This is a genomic window from Myroides sp. DF42-4-2 (assembly GCF_030326445.1).
Classification (GTDB): Bacteria; Bacteroidota; Bacteroidia; order Flavobacteriales; family Flavobacteriaceae; genus Flavobacterium.
In genome coordinates, this window is record NZ_JACAKI010000011.1 from 100,190 (window position 1) to 118,941 (window position 18,752).

Here is an 18,752-nt window from a genome sequence, read left to right on the forward strand (position 1 = left end):
TCTCTAAATCTTAAAACTATCATGATGAAGAAAACACTTTTTACAATTCTCATTTTTATGTTGACCATTTGTTCTTATGCTCAGCAAAAAACAATTATGCGTTATAATTATGCTGGCAAAATTGTCTCAGACAAAACGCAGCCCCAAAAGATAGAGGAAAGCGTATTTGTACTAGATATTGACTCTACCCAATCTTCGCGTTTTCTTGAATTAGCACTATTAGAAAGAAAGCAAAGTGTAGCTACTGCAAAAGACCAAAAGGAACTCATGCAAGTTCTTCATACTTATCGCCCTAAAACTGATTTTACTGTTTTTTATTTCAACGGAATAGCAACAACTAATACTGCTATTCATACAACAGTTTATACGTATCAAGATTCTATCAGTGATTTGGTCTGGAAAATGGAACCTAACCGCGAAAAATGGAATACTTATACCGTCCAAAGAGCTACGACTTTTTATGAAGGACGCCAATGGAATGTTCTATTTACACTCGACATTCCTTTAAGAGACGGTCCTTATAAATTTAAAAACTTACCTGGTTTTGTGGTTAAAGCTTGGGACGACGAACATCACTATGAATTTGAATTTATCAACAGCGAAAAAGTGACGATTGACAATTGGGATCTGGTTAATCCAAAAGAGATCGTAACTCAAATCACACCTCAACAATACGAAAAAGCATTAAAGGTCTATCAAAACAAAACGTATAAAGATTTATTAATTGAAATGAATCCTGAGAATGCAAAAACAATTCCCGATGAATATGCTGAAAAAATAGGGCTTCGTTCAAATCTGATCTTCAAGGTTCAATAAAAAAAGAACTCCTGTTTCAATCTAACGATTACTTATATATCACACCTTCTATTATGTTATATCACTTCCGTTGTTTTATAATTCTGTCTCTTCTCTTAGGAAGTATGATCGCTATGGGGCAGCAACGCATTCAAGGAAGAGTAGCAAATACATCCAATACGCCTATTGAAGGAGCCATCATATCCCTCGTAAAAGCAGAAACAGAAGAAGTGATTCAATATACACAATCCAATGCAGCAGGTGTTTTTGAAATGACTCTACCTACGCCTAGTCCAAACCTCAACTTGCGCATTCAACATCTTGATTATGCTATTTATCACCAGGCCTTAGTTTTTCCCATTTCTTATTTAAATCTGACCTTAACAGAACAAGTAACAGTACTGGAAGAAATTGTAATTAAACCCACACCGATCACCCAACGCAATGACACATTGAGCTATAATGTCGATTCTTTTGCATTAAAAACAGATCGCGTTTTAGAAGATGTATTAAAACGCCTTCCTGGCATAGAAGTGAGTACTACGGGTCAAATCAAATACCAAGGTGAGTCGATCAATCGCTTCTATGTAGAGGGATTAGATTTGATGAAAGGACGTTATACTGCAATTACCAACGCTATTTCGCCTGACGATATTAGCCGAGTAGAGGTGTATGAAGATCACCAACCGATTAAAATGTTAGAAGGGGCAGTTTCAACAGGAAAACCCGCTTTAAATATTCGTTTAAAAAACAAAGTAAGTCGTGCGGGTACAGCTAAAATTGGAAAAGGCTTTAGCCCTTTTATTTGGAATGTAAGGCTTTCTCCTATGCTCTTTAGTCGCAATTTCCAAGCCTTAGGAAGTTATGAAACCAACAACACAGGATCTACTTTAGCAACTAAAATGAACAATCTCTACTCTTTTGAAGAATATAATACTTTTTTATATTCCCCTACCAACACCCCTTTTCTACAAATTGCCACTAATGCTGATCCTTCGATCAATCAAAACCGCTATTGGTTTAATAAAAGTCATTTAGGGAATCTAAATGTCTTGCAAAAATTCAAAAACAACTGGGAACTTACAGGAATTTTATACTATTTAAATGAAGATAATGACGCCAACGATAGAGTACAAACCACGACGATACACTATCTAAATCCAACACTTAACACCTCTGAGCCCATCAAATACCAAAGAACAACGGCTAGTCGTGCGGCAAAAGAAATCTTCCATGCTGAATTTACCGCAACGCAAAATCAAAAACAAAACTATACCCAAAACAAAACGACAATCCGCGTATCAAAAGATAAAACAAGGGGGGATTTGATGGTCAATATGCCAGAAAATTTGATTCAGCAGAAAGTAAACGCTCCAATTTTTCAGTTGCAAAATACGTTGAGTGCCCTTATTCCCATAACAGAAAGGCATTGGATTAATTTTCGTACGCTCCTAGATTTTTCAAACAGCAAAGAAGAGTACGCTGCATCTCCAACTGCACTTTTTAATATAGGAAATCAAGATTTAGCTCCTTACCCATCCTTATTTCAGCACTTTGATACTCAATCTTTTTACACAAAAAATGGAGTCGCCTATGTCTGGAGAAAAAATGCTTGGACGTTTTCTGAAGAATACAGCTTTAGTTTTCAACAAACGCATTTCAACACCCATTTGTATGGAAATGAAACTGGTTTTTGGATTCCTATCCCTGGAGATTATCACAATCAACTGCGTTATCAAACGAGCAGTAATGCCTTGCATTCCAAAATCAGTTTCAAAGCCAAGCGTTGGTCTTTGAACCTTAATCTTCCCTTAGACTGGACCACAGCATCGCTGCTAGACAAAGAAAACAACAAAGGTGAGAACAATCGCAAATTATTTGTTTCTCCCTCTCTTTATGCACAATATGTTGCTTCTTTATATTGGACATTTAAAGGAAATATAGCCTATACGAGTGCTTTCACACCGCTAAATCAACTGTATTCTTCTACTGTACTCAATGAATTAAATTTTAGCGCTTACAGCAATCGTGTTTTATCTAATCATCGGTTTAGGAGCAAATTTGAAACAAACTTTAAAGATCCTTTTACTGGGTGGTTTGCGTATTTAAATTTGGAGTATGTTGAACAACAAAATCCTCTTTTATATTCACAGGAAATCGGCGAAAATGGACAACAAGTTATTCAAGCCATTGAGCAACACAACACCCAAACAACACAACGCTTAGAACTAAATATCAACAAGTTTATCGAACCAATTAGCACAACCTTAAAAGGAAGTTTTTCCCATAGTAGAAATAAAAAACCGATGCTGATTAACCAAGTGCATAATACAGTAAGAACTCATCAAAACACCTATCGATTCAGTTTAACCAATACCGCTTTTACCTGGTTGAATATTGATTATTCCTTTGCCTATCAACACTTAAAAAACAACGACGTCTCTTCCTCCACTAGCTCTAAAACAACACATGAGGCAACCGTAAGTATAGTGCCATTTGCCCAACATGCTGTTCTTACAACCTTAGCCTATCAACAAGATCACATTCAACAACAAGCATTCAGCAATACATTTGTAGATATAACCTATCGCTATACCTTTTCCAAACGCAAAATTGATTTGGAACTCGCTTGGACCAATATTTTTAATTATAAAGAATACAATCAGGTCATCATCAATGATATAATGACAAATGTAATGCAGGCTCCAATACGACCTAGGCAGTTGCTAGCCTCCATTCGTTTTTCTTTCTAAACGAGAGCTTCTTATTCTCATAAATAAAGGCGTTCAACAGCTGTTGAACGCCTTTACCTACTAACGCATCAAATTTAAAAATAGAAAACTACTTCCGTTTAGTTGTTACAATTATAACGCCATTTTTTGCTTCTTCTCCAAATTCTTTTATTGCCTCTTCTCCTTTGATGACATTTACTTGTTTAATCTCATTAGGATCTAGGGTATTGATTACCTCCATGTCCTTCACTTCTTTACCATCTATAATATATTTTTGTTTTGGTAATGCAGTTTCTCTTTGTCTTCCTCCTATGACAGTAACCTTGTGGAAACCATTAGCTTTTTGTTCTTCTTTCGCTTCAGACTTGCCTTCTCCAGAAGTGATACTAATGACTCCATTTTTTTCTTTTTCACCATAGCGTTCGACTCCTTCCTCTTTCTTTCTAACCTTCTCCTGATACAGGACTTGTTGCACTTCTTTCTTTTTAGCTAACTCCTCTTTCATTCTAGCTTGCTCTTCTCTCATTCTATCCTTTTCTTGATTCAGGGCTTGTTGTACTTCTTTCTTTTTAGCTAGCTCGTCTTTCATTTTAGCTTGCTCTTCTTTCATGCGATCCTTCTTTTCTTTCAGTTCAGCTTTTATCGATTGTGCACCTTCTTCTCTCAATTTCTTCATCTCTTGTCTTGAAGCTTCCATGTCGCGCTTTGCGGCTTCCATATCACGTCTCGATGTCTCCATATCGTGCTTTGCGGCTTCCATATCGCGTCTTGAAGCTTCCATATCGAGCTTCGCCTGCGCCAAGATTTCTTTGGATTCTTCCTTGGTTAAAGTAACAAACGAAGGCCCTTCACCCGATCCCAGTGTATAGGAAAAAGCTTCTTCAGTTGGTCTAGTTTGAATGACGTCTAAAAATTGTTCCGAAGACATCTCCTTGCCATTGGCAAGCACTTTCATGCCCACTCCACCATTGGCTTCTTCTTGAGCCTTGGTTTTGATAATCTCCAGTTGTTCCTCTGTTATGGAGTCCCCGCTGTTAATAGTCATCACATTGGGATTGGCTGATTTTTGGGGTTCTTGTTCTACCGTTTGATTCGCTAGCCCAGGATTCGTTACTGGATTTGTTGCGATTATTTCCGCCTTGGTTTTAACTTGAAAAAGCAAGAAGAACCCTATTGCGATCGGTAGGCATAGCATAAATTTAGTTTTTTTCATCTGGTTGGATTTTGGTTGGTTTAACATGATGATTCGCTTTTTTAGATCGGAAGATCCAAAAGAATTGACTAATGAAGACCGTTTGTTTTGTTCAAACTGCACCAAAGTCATTTGATATTCATAGCTATTTTGTTTTGTACTCACGTGTTGATCAACGATATACTCTAAATTGAGTCGAACTGCCTGTTCCAAGGATCGCAAAAGCGGGTTGAACCAAAAAATGCGACGCAACAAATAAACGAGTAAGAGATCAAGCGTATGTTTCTGTTGTACGTGAATGCGTTCGTGTTGGATCACCGTATCCAATGCTGGAAGTTCACTGTAATTGACCGGTAAGACAATCCATTTCCAAAAGGAGTAGGCCTCGGCAGTGGCTTGATCAATTTTAATTGTAGGAGTAGTGGCAGACCACAGTGGCAAGCCCTTCACACGACGGATTAATCGCATTACTTTGAGCCCCACAAGCAGTACAATAATGCTTGTAATAACCCAAAATACATAGGGAAGATTAGTCTGTAGATCCAAGCGTTCTACAACCGTTTGTTGTACTTCTACCCCAGATTCATCTTCCATTTTATGGAGTAGAGAAGCCCAATCAAAGCTTTGTTGCACATAGACCGTTTTGGTAAAATGAATGAATGGCAACATAAAACTAAGCGCAATTCCCCCTGTGAAATAGTAGCGGATTGCAGTAAAAAACGTCTCTTTTTTTAAAGCAAAGTAGTAAAATGCCAAAACAAAAAGCAACAAGCCATTTACTTTCAATAAATACAAGATAAAAGATGTCATACGCTGTAGTATTAACGATTGCTATTTTCCTTATTGCGTGTTATGATCGACATAATCTCTTCCAACTCCTTATCCGACACCTGTTTATCCTGAACAAAAAAGTTGACCAAATTGCTAAACGAATTATCAAAATACTTCTGCATGGTTTCTTCCATAAACATGGAGCGATAGTCTTCCATAGAAACAATAGGATAGTACTGGTGTGACTTTCCATAGGCTGTATGCGACACCACCCCTTTTTCCTCTAAAATGCGAATTAACGTGGAAAGGGTATTATAATGTGGCTTAGGTTCTGGCATCTCCGCTAGTATATCATTGACAAATCCCTTTTCTAACTTCCAAAGGATGTGCATAATTTCTTCTTCTTTATTGGTCAGTTTTTCCATCTCATTCCATAATTATACAAACAAACATATAACTAAAATTTTAGTTATCAAACTAATTTATTAGTTATAAGGTAAAAAAAATAAAAAAAGCACTGTAAATCACGTTGATTTACAGTGCTTTTAAAGAAAAATAACACGTAGTCTCCTACAACGCTTCTATAAGTTGAAGCATTTCTTTTGGACCAACATAGGCGTAATGTTGGTATATAATTTCATAGTTTTCATTTAAAAAAACCAAAGCGGGATAAGCATTTTGCGAAGTTAGCGCCTCAGCTAATTCATGCACACCAGATTGAAGTCCCTTTTTTCTATAGACGAATGCTGTATTTTTAAACTGTATTTTTTCCTTTGACTCAGCGTCAAAAGAAACAAAATACGCTTTGTCGAGTAACGCTTGTTGTACGGCGGAGTTTGAAAAGGTTTTCTTTTCCATCAACGCACAGTAGTTACACCAGTTGGTATGTAAAAAAACAACGATTGGCTTCGCTTTTTCTTGCATTTTCGCTTCTAAATTCGAGAAGCTAACTTCTTGTGCTTGGGCACTAACCCAACCCAGGCACAGGAACAGCCAAATAAAGCGTCGAAAATAGCCTATACTTATCCCTTTCATGGTCTAACTAATTTAGAAAATGTTATATCGAACACCAATAAAACCTCTAATTCCTTGTAAAGCGGTATAGCTGTAATCATTTGGTTCAAAAATCACGTCGGTTCTTCCTGGAGGCGGTGTCACACCATTTCCTGGTTCACCGAAGGGATCCCACCATCTTGCAATCGTATCTTCTTTAGGTAGGGTATTGAATAAATTCTTCACTCCTCCATACACTTGAATGTTGTTGCCAAATTTTTTAGTAACCTGAACATTCGCAATAACCGTCCACGGCGAATACTCTGGTCTATAATCGTCTTCCACACGTGGCAAACGCATAGGTCCTTTCCAATCAGCTGTTAAATCTGCAGAAAAACCATTGCCAAAATTATAGCTCGCTATCACATTACCTGACCATTTAGGCGAGTGGTAAATTTGTTCACGCACTCCATCTTCTTTGCGGTACACATCCATATAAGTAGCTCCTGCCATCAATTTTAACGGAAAGTCAAAAGCTACATCAATATTTAAGGAAATTCCTTTAGAGATTGCATGACCATCTAAGTTGGCATAAATAATTTTGGTTTGATCCGTATCAGTATCTGCATCGATTTTATTGGTGAAGTACGTATAGAATCCGTTGATATCAAAGTTGAATGCTCCGAAATTAGTAGGTACTTTGACCGTATAATTTAAGTTGGTATTATAGGATTTCTCTGGATCTAAGTTTTCCGCAAAGACTACCTCTCTGGCTCCTGTTAGGGCACGGTGGTCTTCCGTAAACACATTGACCACTCTAAATCCAGTACCAAAACTTGCGCGCAAAGCGTGATTGCTGTTTGGCGAAAATTTATATCCTACACGAGGAGAGTGAATCCCACCATGTGTTTTGTCATAATCAAAGCGATACCCCAACAACAACTTATTTTGCTTGTTTAACGACCACTCATCTTGTACAAATAGTCCTGGAATTGGCGTTTCTTCTGGTTGATTTTTCACCAAACCATCCTCGTCATATATACCTGTTGCACGTGTATTGTCATCATAGTAGGTATATTTAAACGATCCACCTACTAACAAGCTGTGGTTCCCCAACGTTTTATCCCAATAGAGTTGACCAAAAGCCACTTGTTGCTTGGCATCATAAGACTCGGGACCGTACATAGAATTTTGTCCGTGATAGATATATGAAAACTGGGTATAGATGTTTTCTGTTGTCGGCAATTGATACATTCCGATCGCTTCAAAGCGATTGGTAAAAATACTTTCCGCATACACCTCTTCTCCTCCTCTGTGTTTTTTTCTGTTCCAATGTGTTTCACCTCCCCAACGATCTTCATACACATAGCGCAAAGCTAAGCTCGCTACTTTATTTTCTGGGCGTTTTAAACTGAATTTGTTGAACAAGGACACGCGCTCTTGTTGGGTAACATCTGTAAAGCCATCGCCATTTTTATCTTTGCGCTCGCCAAACTTAAAGTAGTTCCCTCCAAAAAGACCATTTACTTTTTTTCCTAGCTTATATCCCGCTCCTAGATCTAAATTATTCTCCAACCACGTCGTTGAAAATGCATCTACACTTAGTTTTGCTGCATGTTCAGGATCCTTGGTAATCACGTTTATAATTCCACCCATAGCTTCTGTACCATACAAAGAAGAAGCAGGTCCTTTCACCACTTCCACGCGTTCAATCATATTAGTTGGAATTCCAAACAAACCATAAACAGTTGAAAGGGAAGACACAATTGGCATACCATCAATCAAGATCATCGTATAAGGACCTTCCATTCCATTGATGTGAATATCTCCTGTGTTGCAGACATTACAATTCAATTGAGGTTGTACCCCGTTAATCATTTGTACCGCATCAAATAAATTCGCTGTTGGATTTTTTTCGAAGAAAGCAGGAGTATAAATCTCTACTGGCGTCACAGCATCCGATTTTAATACCGGTTTTAACGAACCTGAAATAACGATTTCTTCTAAGCTTGAATCCTCTTCTAAATCAAAATTAACTGTTACCGTTTGATCTTCCTTTACAGTCACTCGCTTTGACTTTCTTTTAAAACCAACAAATTCTGCATGGACAAGATAGGTTCCTACTTGTAGCCCATCCAGCTTATATACTCCTTTGTCATCAGCTGTTGTGCCTTTCGAAGAGCCTTCAATAAAAACACTCGCATAGGACAAAATATCACCGCTTGAGGTAATCTTTCCTTGAATAGTTTGAGCCTCTACTGCAGCAGTAAAAAACAGTAGACACAAAAAACTTATTAATACACGCATAAAAAATTATTTACTATTAGATTAAATTAAAATTTAGGCAAAGCTAAAAATATAATTTCAATAAAAAAATTGTAAATTTGTATTTTATAAAAAATTACTCCATGCTTACGTATTCAGAAGAAAACTACTTGAAAACAATTTTTCACTTGTCCCAAGGGGAAGAAAACGGAATTTCTACCAATGCCATTGCTGCGCGAATAGAAACTAAAGCGTCTTCCGTTACGGACATGATCAAAAAATTGAACGAGAAAAAACTGGTGACCTATCAAAAGTATCAGGGGGTTCGATTAACTTCAGAGGGGCTGTTAGCGGCAAAGATGATTGTGCGTAAACACCGTTTATGGGAGGTATTCTTAGTGGAGAAATTAGGTTTTAGCTGGGATGAAGTACACGATGTAGCAGAAGAGTTAGAGCACATTAAATCGGAAAAATTGATCAATAAGCTGGAAGCTTACCTTGGTTTTCCAACAGAAGATCCCCATGGAGATCCGATTCCCAATGCAAAAGGAGAAATTAAGCAAATCAAGAAAAAATTATTAGCGGAAATAAAGATTCAGCAAACGGTAATCTGTGTGGGGGTCAAAGATTCTTCCGCCGAGTTTCTACAATATTTAGATAAGCAAAAAATCGCTTTAGGCAGTGAGATTGTAATTTTAGAAATTGAACCTTTTGATCAATCGTATTTAATTGAGATCAACGGTAGTAGAATTACTATTACGAAGAAGATTGCAAATAATCTTTTTGTACAATTAAAATAATTGCAAGGCTTACTCCCCAGTAAGCTTTTTTTTATCAACATACCAACAAGAGATCATGAGAAAATTATTTAGTTCACTTGCATTAAAACACCATACATTAAAAAATAGGCTAGTAGTTTCGCCCATGTGTCAATACACGGCTACAGACGGTTTTGCAAACAATTGGCACTTGGTTCATTTAGGGCAATTTGCCATAGGACAAGCGGCAGCGGTAATTCAAGAAGCCACAGCAGTTGTTCCTGAAGGGCGGATTACCTATGGAGATTTGGGAATTTGGTCAGACGCCCATATCGAAAAACTAGAGGAAATCACGCAGTTTATCAAAGAGCAAAACTGCATTCCAGGGATTCAATTGGCACATGCGGGACGCAAAGCCAGCTGTGAAAAACCGTGGATTACACGAGACCAGATTGCTCCCAACCAACCTAATGGATGGCAAACCGTAGGACCGTCAACACAAGCATTTAATGAAAAAGACCATCCGCCTGTTGCGCTAACCAAAATGGCTATTGCCCAAACAGTAGAGGCTTTTAAACAAGCCACTCGTCGTGCCATTACAGCGGGCTATGAGATTATAGAACTGCATGGAGCACATGGTTATCTCATCCATCAGTTCTTTTCGCCCTTAATCAATACAAGAACGGACGAATATGGTGGAAGTTTTGAGAATAGAATTCGATTTTTACTGGAGATTATCGATGCGATACAACCCCTACTCACGACTCAAAGCCTATGGGTGAGAATCTCAGCAACAGATTGGGCTGAAGGAGGGTGGAATATGGAAGAAAGTGTTGCACTAGCTAAAGTTCTTCAAGAACGAGGCGTAGAAGTTATTGATGTAAGTAGTGGTGGTGGTGTACGCCATCAGCAAATAACCACGGGCCCAAACTATCAAGTACCCTTTGCCTCTGAAATAAAAACCAATACTTCATTAATTGTAGGAACCGTTGGAGAAATTAAAACGGGTCAACAAGCGGAAGACATTTTACAACAAAACAAAGCGGACCTGATTTTATTGGGTCGCGAATTTTTACGAGATCCTCATTTTGTGATGACGGCATCGGCTCAACTTGATGAAGAAATTCCATGGGCTTCTCAATACGAAAGAGGAAAAGAATAATTAAATTTTACATATTTTCAATGAATAAAAGCTTATTAGCTCTAGCTGTTGGTGGACTAGCCATCGGTATGACAGAATTTTCGATGATGGGCCTTTTGCCCGAAATTGCAAATGACTTAGGCATATCCATTCCAAAAGCAGGAAATTTTATTTCAACCTATGCCTTAGGAGTAGTGGTTGGTGCTCCATTATTGGTTATGTCATCCAATAAATTTGCCCCGCATAAAACGTTAATGGCCTTGATGCTGTTATTTTCTGTTTTCCACGTACTTTTTGTACTCTCGCCTTCATATTCGACCTTAATCGCTACGCGCTTTATGTCTGGGTTGCCGCACGGAGCCTTTTTTGGTGTAGGATCAGTGGTAGCTACACAACTCGCCCAAAAAGGAAAAGAAGCCCAAGCGGTTTCCATCATGTTTGCAGGATTAACTACGGCCAATCTGGTAGGCGTACCGCTAAGCACCTGGATCGGACAACATTACACTTGGCGTGAAGCATATGCATTAATTGCCTCAATGGGTGTATTAACTACACTCGCCATTTACTTTTGGATTCCCAAACTACAAGCAGATACTACCACCAATACCAAAAAACAAATGGCCTTTTTTAAAACGCCAATTGCCTGGATTTTAGTAGCGCTAATTTCTATTGGTACTGGGGGACTTTTTGCCTGGATCAGCTATATCGCACCAATGATGACCAATATTGCCTTGATTCCCGAAGCAAATATTCCCATTATCATGACTTTAGTAGGGTTAGGTATGTTTTTAGGTAATTTTGTTGGTGGAAAAATTGCGGATACCTTTTCTCCTGCAAAAGCGGTTATTATTTCCTTTACTTTGATGGCCGCATGTTTGATTATCGTGTACTATACAGTTCATATTCAGTGGATGGCTTATGCCATGTCTTTGGTAACCGGACTAGTTGCCTTTACTATCGGTTCACCTTTACAAATGTTGTTGATCAAAAATGCCAAAGGTTCGGAAATGTTAGCGGCATCTGCGGGACAAGCTTGTTTCAACATTGGCAATGCCCTCGGTGCTTTTTTAGGGGGAATTCCCATCACGATGGGCTTTGGGTATAATTCACCTGAATGGGTAGGTGCTGGAATGGCCTTATGTGGCGCTATGCTCGCCTATCTGTTTATTCAGTTCAAAAAAAGAGCGGATACTTTGCCACAAGAAATTCAATAGCTTACATCTACATTCTTCTAGCAAAAGTCTCGCGATTCACAATAAGTTTTTAACTTTGCACAAATAATTTTTTACCATGTACAGAACTCATACTTGTGGAGCACTAAGTGCTTCTGATATAAATACAACAGTTACCCTGTCTGGCTGGGTGAGTAAACACCGTGATAAAGGCTTTATGATTTGGGTTGACTTACGCGATCGTTACGGCATAACACAGTTGATTTTTGACGCAGAGCGAACAGATAAAACTGTTTTTGAAACGGCAAAAAACTTAGGCCGTGAGTATGTGATTCAAGTAACAGGAACGGTTATCGAACGCGCATCAAAAAATCCTAATATGCCAACAGGGGATATTGAGATTTTAGTTGAGTCACTAACGATTTTAAACGAATCGAGTGTTCCACCTTTCACTATTGAAGATGAAACAGATGGTGGAGAAGATATTCGCATGAAATATCGCTACTTGGATATTCGTAGAAACCCGGTAAAAAACAGTTTACTTTTCAGACACAAAGTAGCACAAGAAGTGCGTAATTACCTTTCAGCACAAGATTTCTGTGAAGTAGAAACACCTTATTTAATCAGTTCTACGCCAGAAGGGGCTCGTGATTTTATCGTACCTTCTCGCATGAATCCAGGTCAATTTTACGCCTTGCCACAATCTCCACAAACCTTCAAACAATTGTTGATGGTCGGAGGTATGGATCGCTACTTCCAAATCGTGAGATGTTTCCGCGATGAGGATTTACGTGCAGATAGACAGCCTGAATTTACACAGATTGACTGTGAAATGGCATTCGTAGACCAAGAAGATGTAATGGATACTTTTGAAGGAATGACCAAACATCTGTTGAAATCTATTCACGGGGTTGAAATTGACAAATTCCCACGAATGACTTTTGAAGAAGCCATGCGTACCTATGGTAATGACAAACCAGATATTCGTTTTGGAATGAAATTCGGTGAGTTAAATGCTGTAGCTCAACACAAAGAATTTGGTGTTTTCAACAGCGCTGAATTAGTAGTGGGGATTGCAGTACCTGGTGGAGCAGCCTATACTAGAAAAGAAATCGACGCTCTAATTGACTGGGTAAAACGCCCACAAGTAGGTGCCTCAGGTATGGTATACTGTAAATGTGAAGCTGATGGCTCTTTCAAATCATCTGTAGACAAGTTCTATGATCAAGAAGATTTGAAGCAATGGGCAGCTGTTACAGGTGCACAAGCTGGAGATATTATCTTCATTCTTTCAGGTCCTGCAAATAAAACTAGAGCGCAATTGAGTGCACTTCGCATGGAACTAGGAAATAGATTGGGCTTGAGAAAAGCCGATGAATTTGCTCCTTTATGGGTGATTGACTTCCCTCTATTCGAGTGGGATGAAGAATCAGGACGCTATTTTGCGATGCACCATCCATTTACTTCTCCTAAAAAAGAAGATATGGCATTGCTAGATACAGATCCAGGAAAGGTTCGTGCAAACGCCTATGACATGGTCTTAAACGGAAATGAAATTGGTGGAGGTTCTATTCGTATTCACGATAAAGCAACACAAGAATTGATGTTTAAACACTTGGGATTCTCTAAAGAAGAAGCGGAAAAACAATTTGGATTCTTGATGAATGCTTTCCAATATGGTGCACCACCACACGGAGGATTAGCTTTCGGTTTAGACCGTTTAGTAGCTATTCTAGGCGGACAAGAAACGATTCGCGATTTCATTGCCTTCCCTAAAAACAACTCAGGAAGAGACGTAATGATTGATGCACCTAGTGCCATCCGTCCAGAACAATTAGAAGAATTACACATCGCTATTAAACCATAAAAAAAAGAGCCAGTGGCTCTTTTTTTGTTTACAGTTGACGGTGTGCGGTTGACTGTAAATAAAAAAGGAATGAGTTTAAGGAACTCATTCCTTTTTTTATTGCATATTGCCTTACTTGGCGTTGTACATATTCATCGCATTGTTTAATCCGCCCAAAGCAAACTCTTGAATAGCCTTAGAAGACGTTTCTAGGCGCTCTACAAGCTTTTCTTTCTCCTCTGCAGACCATTCACCCAAAACATAATCCACTTGCTGTCCTTTCTTAAATTCATCGCTAATTCCAAATCGAAAACGCGGATAATTCGTATTGGCTAAAATGGCTTGAATATTTTTCAATCCATTATGCCCTCCATCGGATCCTTTGGCTTTGATTCGAATCGTTCCAAATGGAATATTTAAATCATCCGTTACGATCAAAATTTGCTCTAAGGGAATATTCTCTTTTTGCATCCAATATTGAACAGCTTTTCCGCTTAAATTCATATAGGTATTGGGTTTTAGTAACAACAACGTTCTCCCTTTCACTTTTACTTCAGCCAAACTACCTAATTTCACCGTTTGCCAATCGCCACCCAAATCACGGGCCACTTGATCCACAACCTTAAATCCAATATTATGACGGGTGTGAATATACTCCGCACCAATATTTCCTAAACCGACAATTAAAAACTTTTTCATTGTATTCTCTGACTAATTTTTAACGTACAAAAATAACGTAAAGCCAAGACATTCCATAAGTTATTTCGCACAAATAAAAAAAGCGCTTGTACAAATACAAGCGCTTTTAAATATAATATAGCGTCTACAATTATTTTTTCTTTGCAGGTGCTTTTGCTGCTTTTGCTGCTTCTTGAGCTGCTTTCATCGCTGCACGAGAAATTCTCACTTGACACACTACTGTGTTATCTGGGTGTAACAATTTATAGTTATCTGTTTTGATGTCTGTAACGTATAATTTATTCCCCATTTCTAAGTCAGAAATGTTTACTTCTACGAAGTCAGGTAAGTTAGCTGGTAAAGCTCTAACTTTTAATTTACGGTTGTTGATGTTTAATACACCCCCAGCCATAACTCCTTTAGAGTTACCTGAAATTTTGATAGGCACTTCTAAAGTGATTTCTTTATCGTCGAATAATTGGTAGAAATCGATGTGTAAGATTTTGTCAGATACCGGGTGGAACTGAATATCTTGTAAAATTGCATTGATTTTTTTACCACCTTCTAATTCAATCACAACAGTGTGTACGTTCGGAGTGTAAACTAAACTTTTGAATGCTTTCTCTTCTGCTGTGAAGTGGATTGCTGATTGTTCTCCTCCGTATACTACGCAAGGAACCATTCCAGCATTACGTAAGGCTTTAGTAGACACTTTACCTACGCTTTCTCTTTCTGATCCTTTAATTGTAATTGATTTCATTACTTTAAATATTTATTAATTAATAATTTACATTACGAATGTTTGGCTAATCGACATATTCGATTGCACATTGTGCATTACTTCAGCAAACAAAGGTGCACAGCTTAATACTTTAATTTTGTCACATGGTTTTTTTAACGGAATTGAATCGGTTACGATTAATTCTGTCAAAGAAGACTCTTCAATCTTCTCATACGCACTTCCTGATAGAATAGCATGCGTACAAATTGCACGTACGCTCAAAGCTCCTCTCTCTAACATCATATCTGCAGCTTTAGCAAGCGTTCCTCCAGTATCGATCATATCGTCTACCAAGATAACATTACGTCCTTTCACCTCGCCAATAAGCTCCATCTTTTCAATTACATTTGCTTCTTTTCTTTGTTTATAACAGATTACAACATCCGAATTTAAAAACTTAGAATAGGCATATGCTCTTTTTGATCCTCCCATATCTGGTGATGCAATTGTCAAGTTCTCGATGTTCAAGCTTTTTACGTAAGGTAAAAAGATCGTTGAAGCATACAAATGATCCACTGGTTTTTCGAAGAATCCTTGAATTTGATCTGCGTGTAAATCCATGGTCATGATTCGAGTTGCTCCAGCTGATTCTAATAACTTCGCTACTAATTTAGCTCCGATTGGAACCCTTGGTTTATCCTTTCTATCTTGTCTAGCCCATCCAAAATAAGGAATTACAACCGTGATATGTCTAGCTGATGCTCTTTTTGCAGCATCACACATCAGCAATAATTCCATTAGGTTATCCGCAGATGGAAACGTAGAACACACTAAGAAAACTCTTCGTCCTCTTATAGATTCTTCAAAAGAGGGCTGAAACTCACCATCACTGTAATGTGACAATGTAACTTTACCCAATTCTACTCCATATTCTTTTGCTATCTTCTCTGCTAATTCGATGCTTTGAGAACAAGCAAAAATTTTTGCTTCTGATTCAGGATTTAACATTTTTTCTAATTAGTTGTTATGTTGTTAGTTAGCGCTTCCTTATACTAATTCAGCGATGCAAATTTATAAAATATTAATTGACTAATAGAATTTTTTTGATTTTTTTCTTTGTTAGAATATTTTTTTCTTTACATTTGCACTCACAATTCAACACCAAATGCCCGGATGGCGGAATTGGTAGACGCGCACGACTCAAACTCGTGTTCCTAGGAGTGTGGGTTCGATTCCCACTCCGGGTACTAAAAAAAGGCCTAACTCGATGAGTTAGGCCTTTTTGTTTTTAAGTTTTAAAACTTAAAAACAGCGTACTTCAACGTAACTCCGAACGTAAACAAGAACTCGCCGCGTTGAACGTCAAAATCTTGAATATATCCTCCACCTACATGGATGTTAAAAATCAGTCGAGGAGTAATGTATTGTTCATTACCAATATGTCCCTCCGTAATCAATATTTGATTATAACTTGGATCTGAAGTTTTGCCAAAAGAATACTTTACTTGAGTAGCCAGATAAAAAGTTCGTTCCTCTTCATTGACAAAATGCCACTTCAAATTGGCCTTAGTAAAAGGAATAAAACCATATTCATAATAATATCCACTTGTTTCTTCTAACTTATAGCCTGCTCCTACGCCAGCGAAAGCTTCTAAGTGAATATCATATGTCAGTCTTGTTTTAAAAGAGGTTTCTATCCCTTGTCCGCCAAGATTAATGTAAACCGTATTATTCTTGTTTTGCGAAAAAGTGGATTGATACACACACAAGCTGACAAGAAAAAAAAATAATTTATTTAAGTGCATACGTTCTATTTTAGCTCGCGAAAATAAACAAAATACAACGTTAAATTTTACAAAATTTTTGTTATTTATTTCAACCAATACCTATTCCAACAGGAATAAAAAGAAGGAGGCGACATTACAGGAACAACAACTCAAATTCCAGATAGAAACCGAAACGCCATGCAACAAAAAAGGCTAACACATTCTGTTAGCCTTTTCCATTTACTATTCTATTTTGCATCATCTGCAGAAGGACCATACATTCCAGGAATTGGAATATCCAACAAACGCAAATAGACAGAAAGCTGTCCTCTGTGGTGGTAGATGTGGTTATTTACAAGAAAACGGTTAGCGCCAACCTTAGGCATTTCGACAATAGTGTGTTCCCCAGCTTTTAGTGCCCAATTTTCCATCCACTGCTCTTCAGTCATACCTTCTAACGCTACCACAACTCGTTTCTCAAATGCATCAATCAACGCTAACAACTCTTCAGTTGTTTTAGCCTCTAACGGCTTGTATTCCGTATGGAAATTCAGTGACTTTTGCTTGGTAATCCACTCCGTCCAAACAATTAACTCAACAATATGCTTAGATAAATCCCCTAAACTCATTGATTTTGCATGAGGTTTCCAATCCCATTGATCTGTTGGCACGCAAGCGATAATTTTTCTTGTACTATTTAATTCATGCTGTAATTCTAGCAAGAAACTTTTGTTGATACTCATAATTCAAAATGTTATTTTTCTTCTAGGAAAGCTACGAAACGAAAGGCACATAATCAATTTATTTGAAAAATATAATTTTATTAAAAAGGAATAACAAACCAGGTTAGGGTACTTCCTCCGGGGTCACTATATTTGTAAAAAAAATGAAAAATTGAATCGAGAAACTACCTACCTTTCCTTTGATGAGGCCAAACGAAAACTAGAAAATTACTGTGCGTATCAAGACCGCTGTCACTCCGAAGTAGTCAACAAGATGTTCCAATTAGGTATAACACCCCAAATACACGATGAAATCATCGTTCACCTCATAGCACAGAATTATCTCAATGAAGAGCGATTTGCAAAGAGTTTTGCACGCGGCAAACACCGCTTGAGTGCTTGGGGTAGAAATAGAATCACTTCAGAATTAAAATTCAGAGATATTAATCATCGCTTAATCACATTAGCGCTTGCAGAAATTGACGATGAAGAATATTATGAAACTTTCGATCGCATTAGCGAAAACAAATGGAATCAGCTAACAGATACTGATATACAAAAGAAAAAACAAAAGTTTCAAGCCTATTTATTCCGAAAGGGATATGCCATGTCCGACATAATAACTAAGACTCAGGAATTAGAAAATAATAGTCAATAAACGAATTTTAAGCCCTTTTACGGGCTTTTTTTTATTTAGAAGATAGTTTTATTGATGTGAGTGGTAGAGTTTGTTATTTGCGCGGTTTATCTCACCTAGTTTATAATTGTTTTAGTGTTCGATGAATCTACGATTTGTTTTTTGCGCGGTTTATCTCATCTAGTTTATATTTTGTTTTGGTGCTCGATGAATCTACGATTTGTTCTTTGCGCGGTTTGTTAGTTGCGCGGTTCGCGCGGTTTGCTCTATGCACGGTTTGTAATTTGCGCGGTTTATCTCACCTAGTTTATAATGGTTTTGGAGTTCGATGAATCTACGATTTGTTTTTTGCGCGGTTTGTTAGTTGCGCGGTTCGCGCGGTTTGCTCTATGCACGGTTTGTAATTTGCACGGTTTATCTCACCTAGTTTATAATTGTTTTTGGTGTTCGATGAATCTACGATTTGTTTTTTGCGCGGTTTGTTAGTTGCGCGGTTTGCACGGTTTGTTTAGTTTCTTCATTTGTAAGATAATTGTGCTTTACAACGAGCATCGAACGACGAG

Annotated in this window: 16 protein-coding genes and 1 tRNA gene; 8 read left to right on the top strand and 9 right to left on the bottom strand. The window is 37.9% G+C overall.

Translation table 11 applies throughout. From position 1 onward, the window contains the following. Positions 1-21 precede the first annotated feature (21 nt). Positions 22-816, top strand: a complete 795-nt coding sequence (locus HX062_RS09855) for a GLPGLI family protein (protein ID WP_286467263.1) — start codon at positions 22-24, stop codon at positions 814-816. Positions 817-869: 53 nt separating this feature from the next. Beyond that, entirely contained in the window at positions 870-3,548 is a 2,679-nt protein-coding gene (locus tag HX062_RS09860; RefSeq protein ID WP_286467264.1) for a carboxypeptidase regulatory-like domain-containing protein, read from the top strand. 88 nt (positions 3,549-3,636) lie between these two features. Here HX062_RS09860 and HX062_RS09865 read toward each other — a convergent pair whose 3' ends face one another. The 4 genes from HX062_RS09865 to HX062_RS09880 form a co-directional block, all read right to left on the bottom strand. After that, positions 3,637-5,529 carry a M56 family metallopeptidase gene (locus tag HX062_RS09865; RefSeq protein WP_286467265.1) on the bottom strand — a complete coding sequence of 631 codons (1,893 nt, stop codon included), beginning with the start codon at positions 5,527-5,529 and terminating at the stop codon, positions 3,637-3,639. An 11-nt stretch (positions 5,530-5,540) separates the two neighbouring features. Continuing rightward, positions 5,541-5,915: a BlaI/MecI/CopY family transcriptional regulator gene (locus tag HX062_RS09870; protein ID WP_182628648.1), complete on the bottom strand. Its 375-nt coding sequence runs from the start codon at positions 5,913-5,915 to the stop codon at positions 5,541-5,543. Between the two features lie 145 nt (positions 5,916-6,060). Continuing rightward, complete coding sequence (locus HX062_RS09875) at positions 6,061-6,525, bottom strand: thioredoxin family protein (RefSeq protein WP_182628647.1); 465 nt, start codon at positions 6,523-6,525, stop codon at positions 6,061-6,063. Positions 6,526-6,537: 12 nt separating this feature from the next. Further along, positions 6,538-8,790 carry a TonB-dependent receptor gene (locus tag HX062_RS09880; protein ID WP_286467267.1) on the bottom strand — a complete coding sequence of 751 codons (2,253 nt, stop codon included), beginning with the start codon at positions 8,788-8,790 and terminating at the stop codon, positions 6,538-6,540. Positions 8,791-8,891: 101 nt separating this feature from the next. Here HX062_RS09880 and HX062_RS09885 point away from each other — a divergent pair, with 101 nt between their 5' ends. The 4 genes from HX062_RS09885 to aspS all read left to right on the top strand — a co-directional run bounded on the left by HX062_RS09885 (position 8,892) and on the right by aspS (position 13,686). Continuing rightward, a complete protein-coding gene (locus HX062_RS09885; RefSeq protein WP_182628645.1) occupies positions 8,892-9,548 on the top strand; it encodes a metal-dependent transcriptional regulator in 657 nt (218 codons plus the stop codon). 55 nt (positions 9,549-9,603) lie between these two features. Further along, the gene (locus HX062_RS09890) at positions 9,604-10,668 is read left to right on the top strand and encodes an NADH:flavin oxidoreductase/NADH oxidase (protein ID WP_286467268.1); all 1,065 of its coding nucleotides are present in this window, start codon (positions 9,604-9,606) and stop codon (positions 10,666-10,668) included. Positions 10,669-10,688: 20 nt separating this feature from the next. Then, on the top strand, positions 10,689-11,861 hold the full coding sequence (locus HX062_RS09895; RefSeq protein ID WP_286467269.1) for an MFS transporter: 1,173 nt from the start codon (positions 10,689-10,691) through the stop codon (positions 11,859-11,861). A 76-nt stretch (positions 11,862-11,937) separates the two neighbouring features. Beyond that, positions 11,938-13,686: an aspartate--tRNA ligase gene (gene aspS / locus HX062_RS09900; protein ID WP_286467270.1), complete on the top strand. Its 1,749-nt coding sequence runs from the start codon at positions 11,938-11,940 to the stop codon at positions 13,684-13,686. A 111-nt stretch (positions 13,687-13,797) separates the two neighbouring features. On the opposite strand, the gene pth is transcribed toward aspS, so the two are convergent. From pth to HX062_RS09915, 3 genes are all read right to left on the bottom strand, one after another. Beyond that, the gene (gene pth / locus HX062_RS09905) at positions 13,798-14,364 is read right to left on the bottom strand and encodes an aminoacyl-tRNA hydrolase (RefSeq protein ID WP_286467271.1); all 567 of its coding nucleotides are present in this window, start codon (positions 14,362-14,364) and stop codon (positions 13,798-13,800) included. A 130-nt stretch (positions 14,365-14,494) separates the two neighbouring features. Next, positions 14,495-15,103 carry a 50S ribosomal protein L25/general stress protein Ctc gene (locus HX062_RS09910; RefSeq protein WP_182628640.1) on the bottom strand — a complete coding sequence of 203 codons (609 nt, stop codon included), beginning with the start codon at positions 15,101-15,103 and terminating at the stop codon, positions 14,495-14,497. Between the two features lie 27 nt (positions 15,104-15,130). Continuing rightward, positions 15,131-16,072: a ribose-phosphate pyrophosphokinase gene (locus tag HX062_RS09915; protein WP_182628639.1), complete on the bottom strand. Its 942-nt coding sequence runs from the start codon at positions 16,070-16,072 to the stop codon at positions 15,131-15,133. A 159-nt stretch (positions 16,073-16,231) separates the two neighbouring features. Here HX062_RS09915 and HX062_RS09920 point away from each other — a divergent pair. Next, positions 16,232-16,311, top strand: a tRNA-Leu gene (locus tag HX062_RS09920). Between the two features lie 48 nt (positions 16,312-16,359). Here the strand turns inward: HX062_RS09920 and HX062_RS09925 are convergent. Together HX062_RS09925 and HX062_RS09930 are read right to left on the bottom strand one after the other, a co-directional pair. Further along, positions 16,360-16,869, bottom strand: coding sequence for a hypothetical protein (locus tag HX062_RS09925; protein WP_286467272.1), 510 nt, complete (start codon positions 16,867-16,869; stop codon positions 16,360-16,362). A 209-nt stretch (positions 16,870-17,078) separates the two neighbouring features. Next, a complete protein-coding gene (locus tag HX062_RS09930; protein ID WP_286467273.1) occupies positions 17,079-17,573 on the bottom strand; it encodes a DinB family protein in 495 nt (164 codons plus the stop codon). Between the two features lie 151 nt (positions 17,574-17,724). Here HX062_RS09930 and HX062_RS09935 point away from each other — a divergent pair, with 151 nt between their 5' ends. Next, positions 17,725-18,210 (top strand): regulatory protein RecX, encoded by a 486-nt coding sequence (locus tag HX062_RS09935; RefSeq protein ID WP_182628630.1) that lies wholly within the window; start codon positions 17,725-17,727, stop codon positions 18,208-18,210. Positions 18,211-18,752: the final 542 nt, after the last annotated feature.

Excerpts from the sequence above, each read along its gene's own strand:
- HX062_RS09855 (WP_286467263.1), top strand. The coding sequence starts at position 22 with ATGATGAAGAAAACACTTTTTACAATTCTCATTTTTATGTTGACCATT.
- HX062_RS09860 (WP_286467264.1), top strand. The coding sequence starts at position 870 with ATGTTATATCACTTCCGTTGTTTTATAATTCTGTCTCTTCTCTTAGGA.
- HX062_RS09865 (WP_286467265.1), bottom strand. The coding sequence starts at position 5,529 with ATGACATCTTTTATCTTGTATTTATTGAAAGTAAATGGCTTGTTGCTT.
- HX062_RS09870 (WP_182628648.1), bottom strand. The coding sequence starts at position 5,915 with ATGGAAAAACTGACCAATAAAGAAGAAGAAATTATGCACATCCTTTGG.
- HX062_RS09875 (WP_182628647.1), bottom strand. The coding sequence starts at position 6,525 with ATGAAAGGGATAAGTATAGGCTATTTTCGACGCTTTATTTGGCTGTTC.
- HX062_RS09880 (WP_286467267.1), bottom strand. The coding sequence starts at position 8,790 with ATGCGTGTATTAATAAGTTTTTTGTGTCTACTGTTTTTTACTGCTGCA.
- HX062_RS09885 (WP_182628645.1), top strand. The coding sequence starts at position 8,892 with ATGCTTACGTATTCAGAAGAAAACTACTTGAAAACAATTTTTCACTTG.
- HX062_RS09890 (WP_286467268.1), top strand. The coding sequence starts at position 9,604 with ATGAGAAAATTATTTAGTTCACTTGCATTAAAACACCATACATTAAAA.
- HX062_RS09895 (WP_286467269.1), top strand. The coding sequence starts at position 10,689 with ATGAATAAAAGCTTATTAGCTCTAGCTGTTGGTGGACTAGCCATCGGT.
- aspS (WP_286467270.1), top strand. The coding sequence starts at position 11,938 with ATGTACAGAACTCATACTTGTGGAGCACTAAGTGCTTCTGATATAAAT.
- pth (WP_286467271.1), bottom strand. The coding sequence starts at position 14,364 with ATGAAAAAGTTTTTAATTGTCGGTTTAGGAAATATTGGTGCGGAGTAT.
- HX062_RS09910 (WP_182628640.1), bottom strand. The coding sequence starts at position 15,103 with ATGAAATCAATTACAATTAAAGGATCAGAAAGAGAAAGCGTAGGTAAA.
- HX062_RS09915 (WP_182628639.1), bottom strand. The coding sequence starts at position 16,072 with ATGTTAAATCCTGAATCAGAAGCAAAAATTTTTGCTTGTTCTCAAAGC.
- HX062_RS09925 (WP_286467272.1), bottom strand. The coding sequence starts at position 16,869 with ATGCACTTAAATAAATTATTTTTTTTTCTTGTCAGCTTGTGTGTGTAT.
- HX062_RS09930 (WP_286467273.1), bottom strand. The coding sequence starts at position 17,573 with ATGAGTATCAACAAAAGTTTCTTGCTAGAATTACAGCATGAATTAAAT.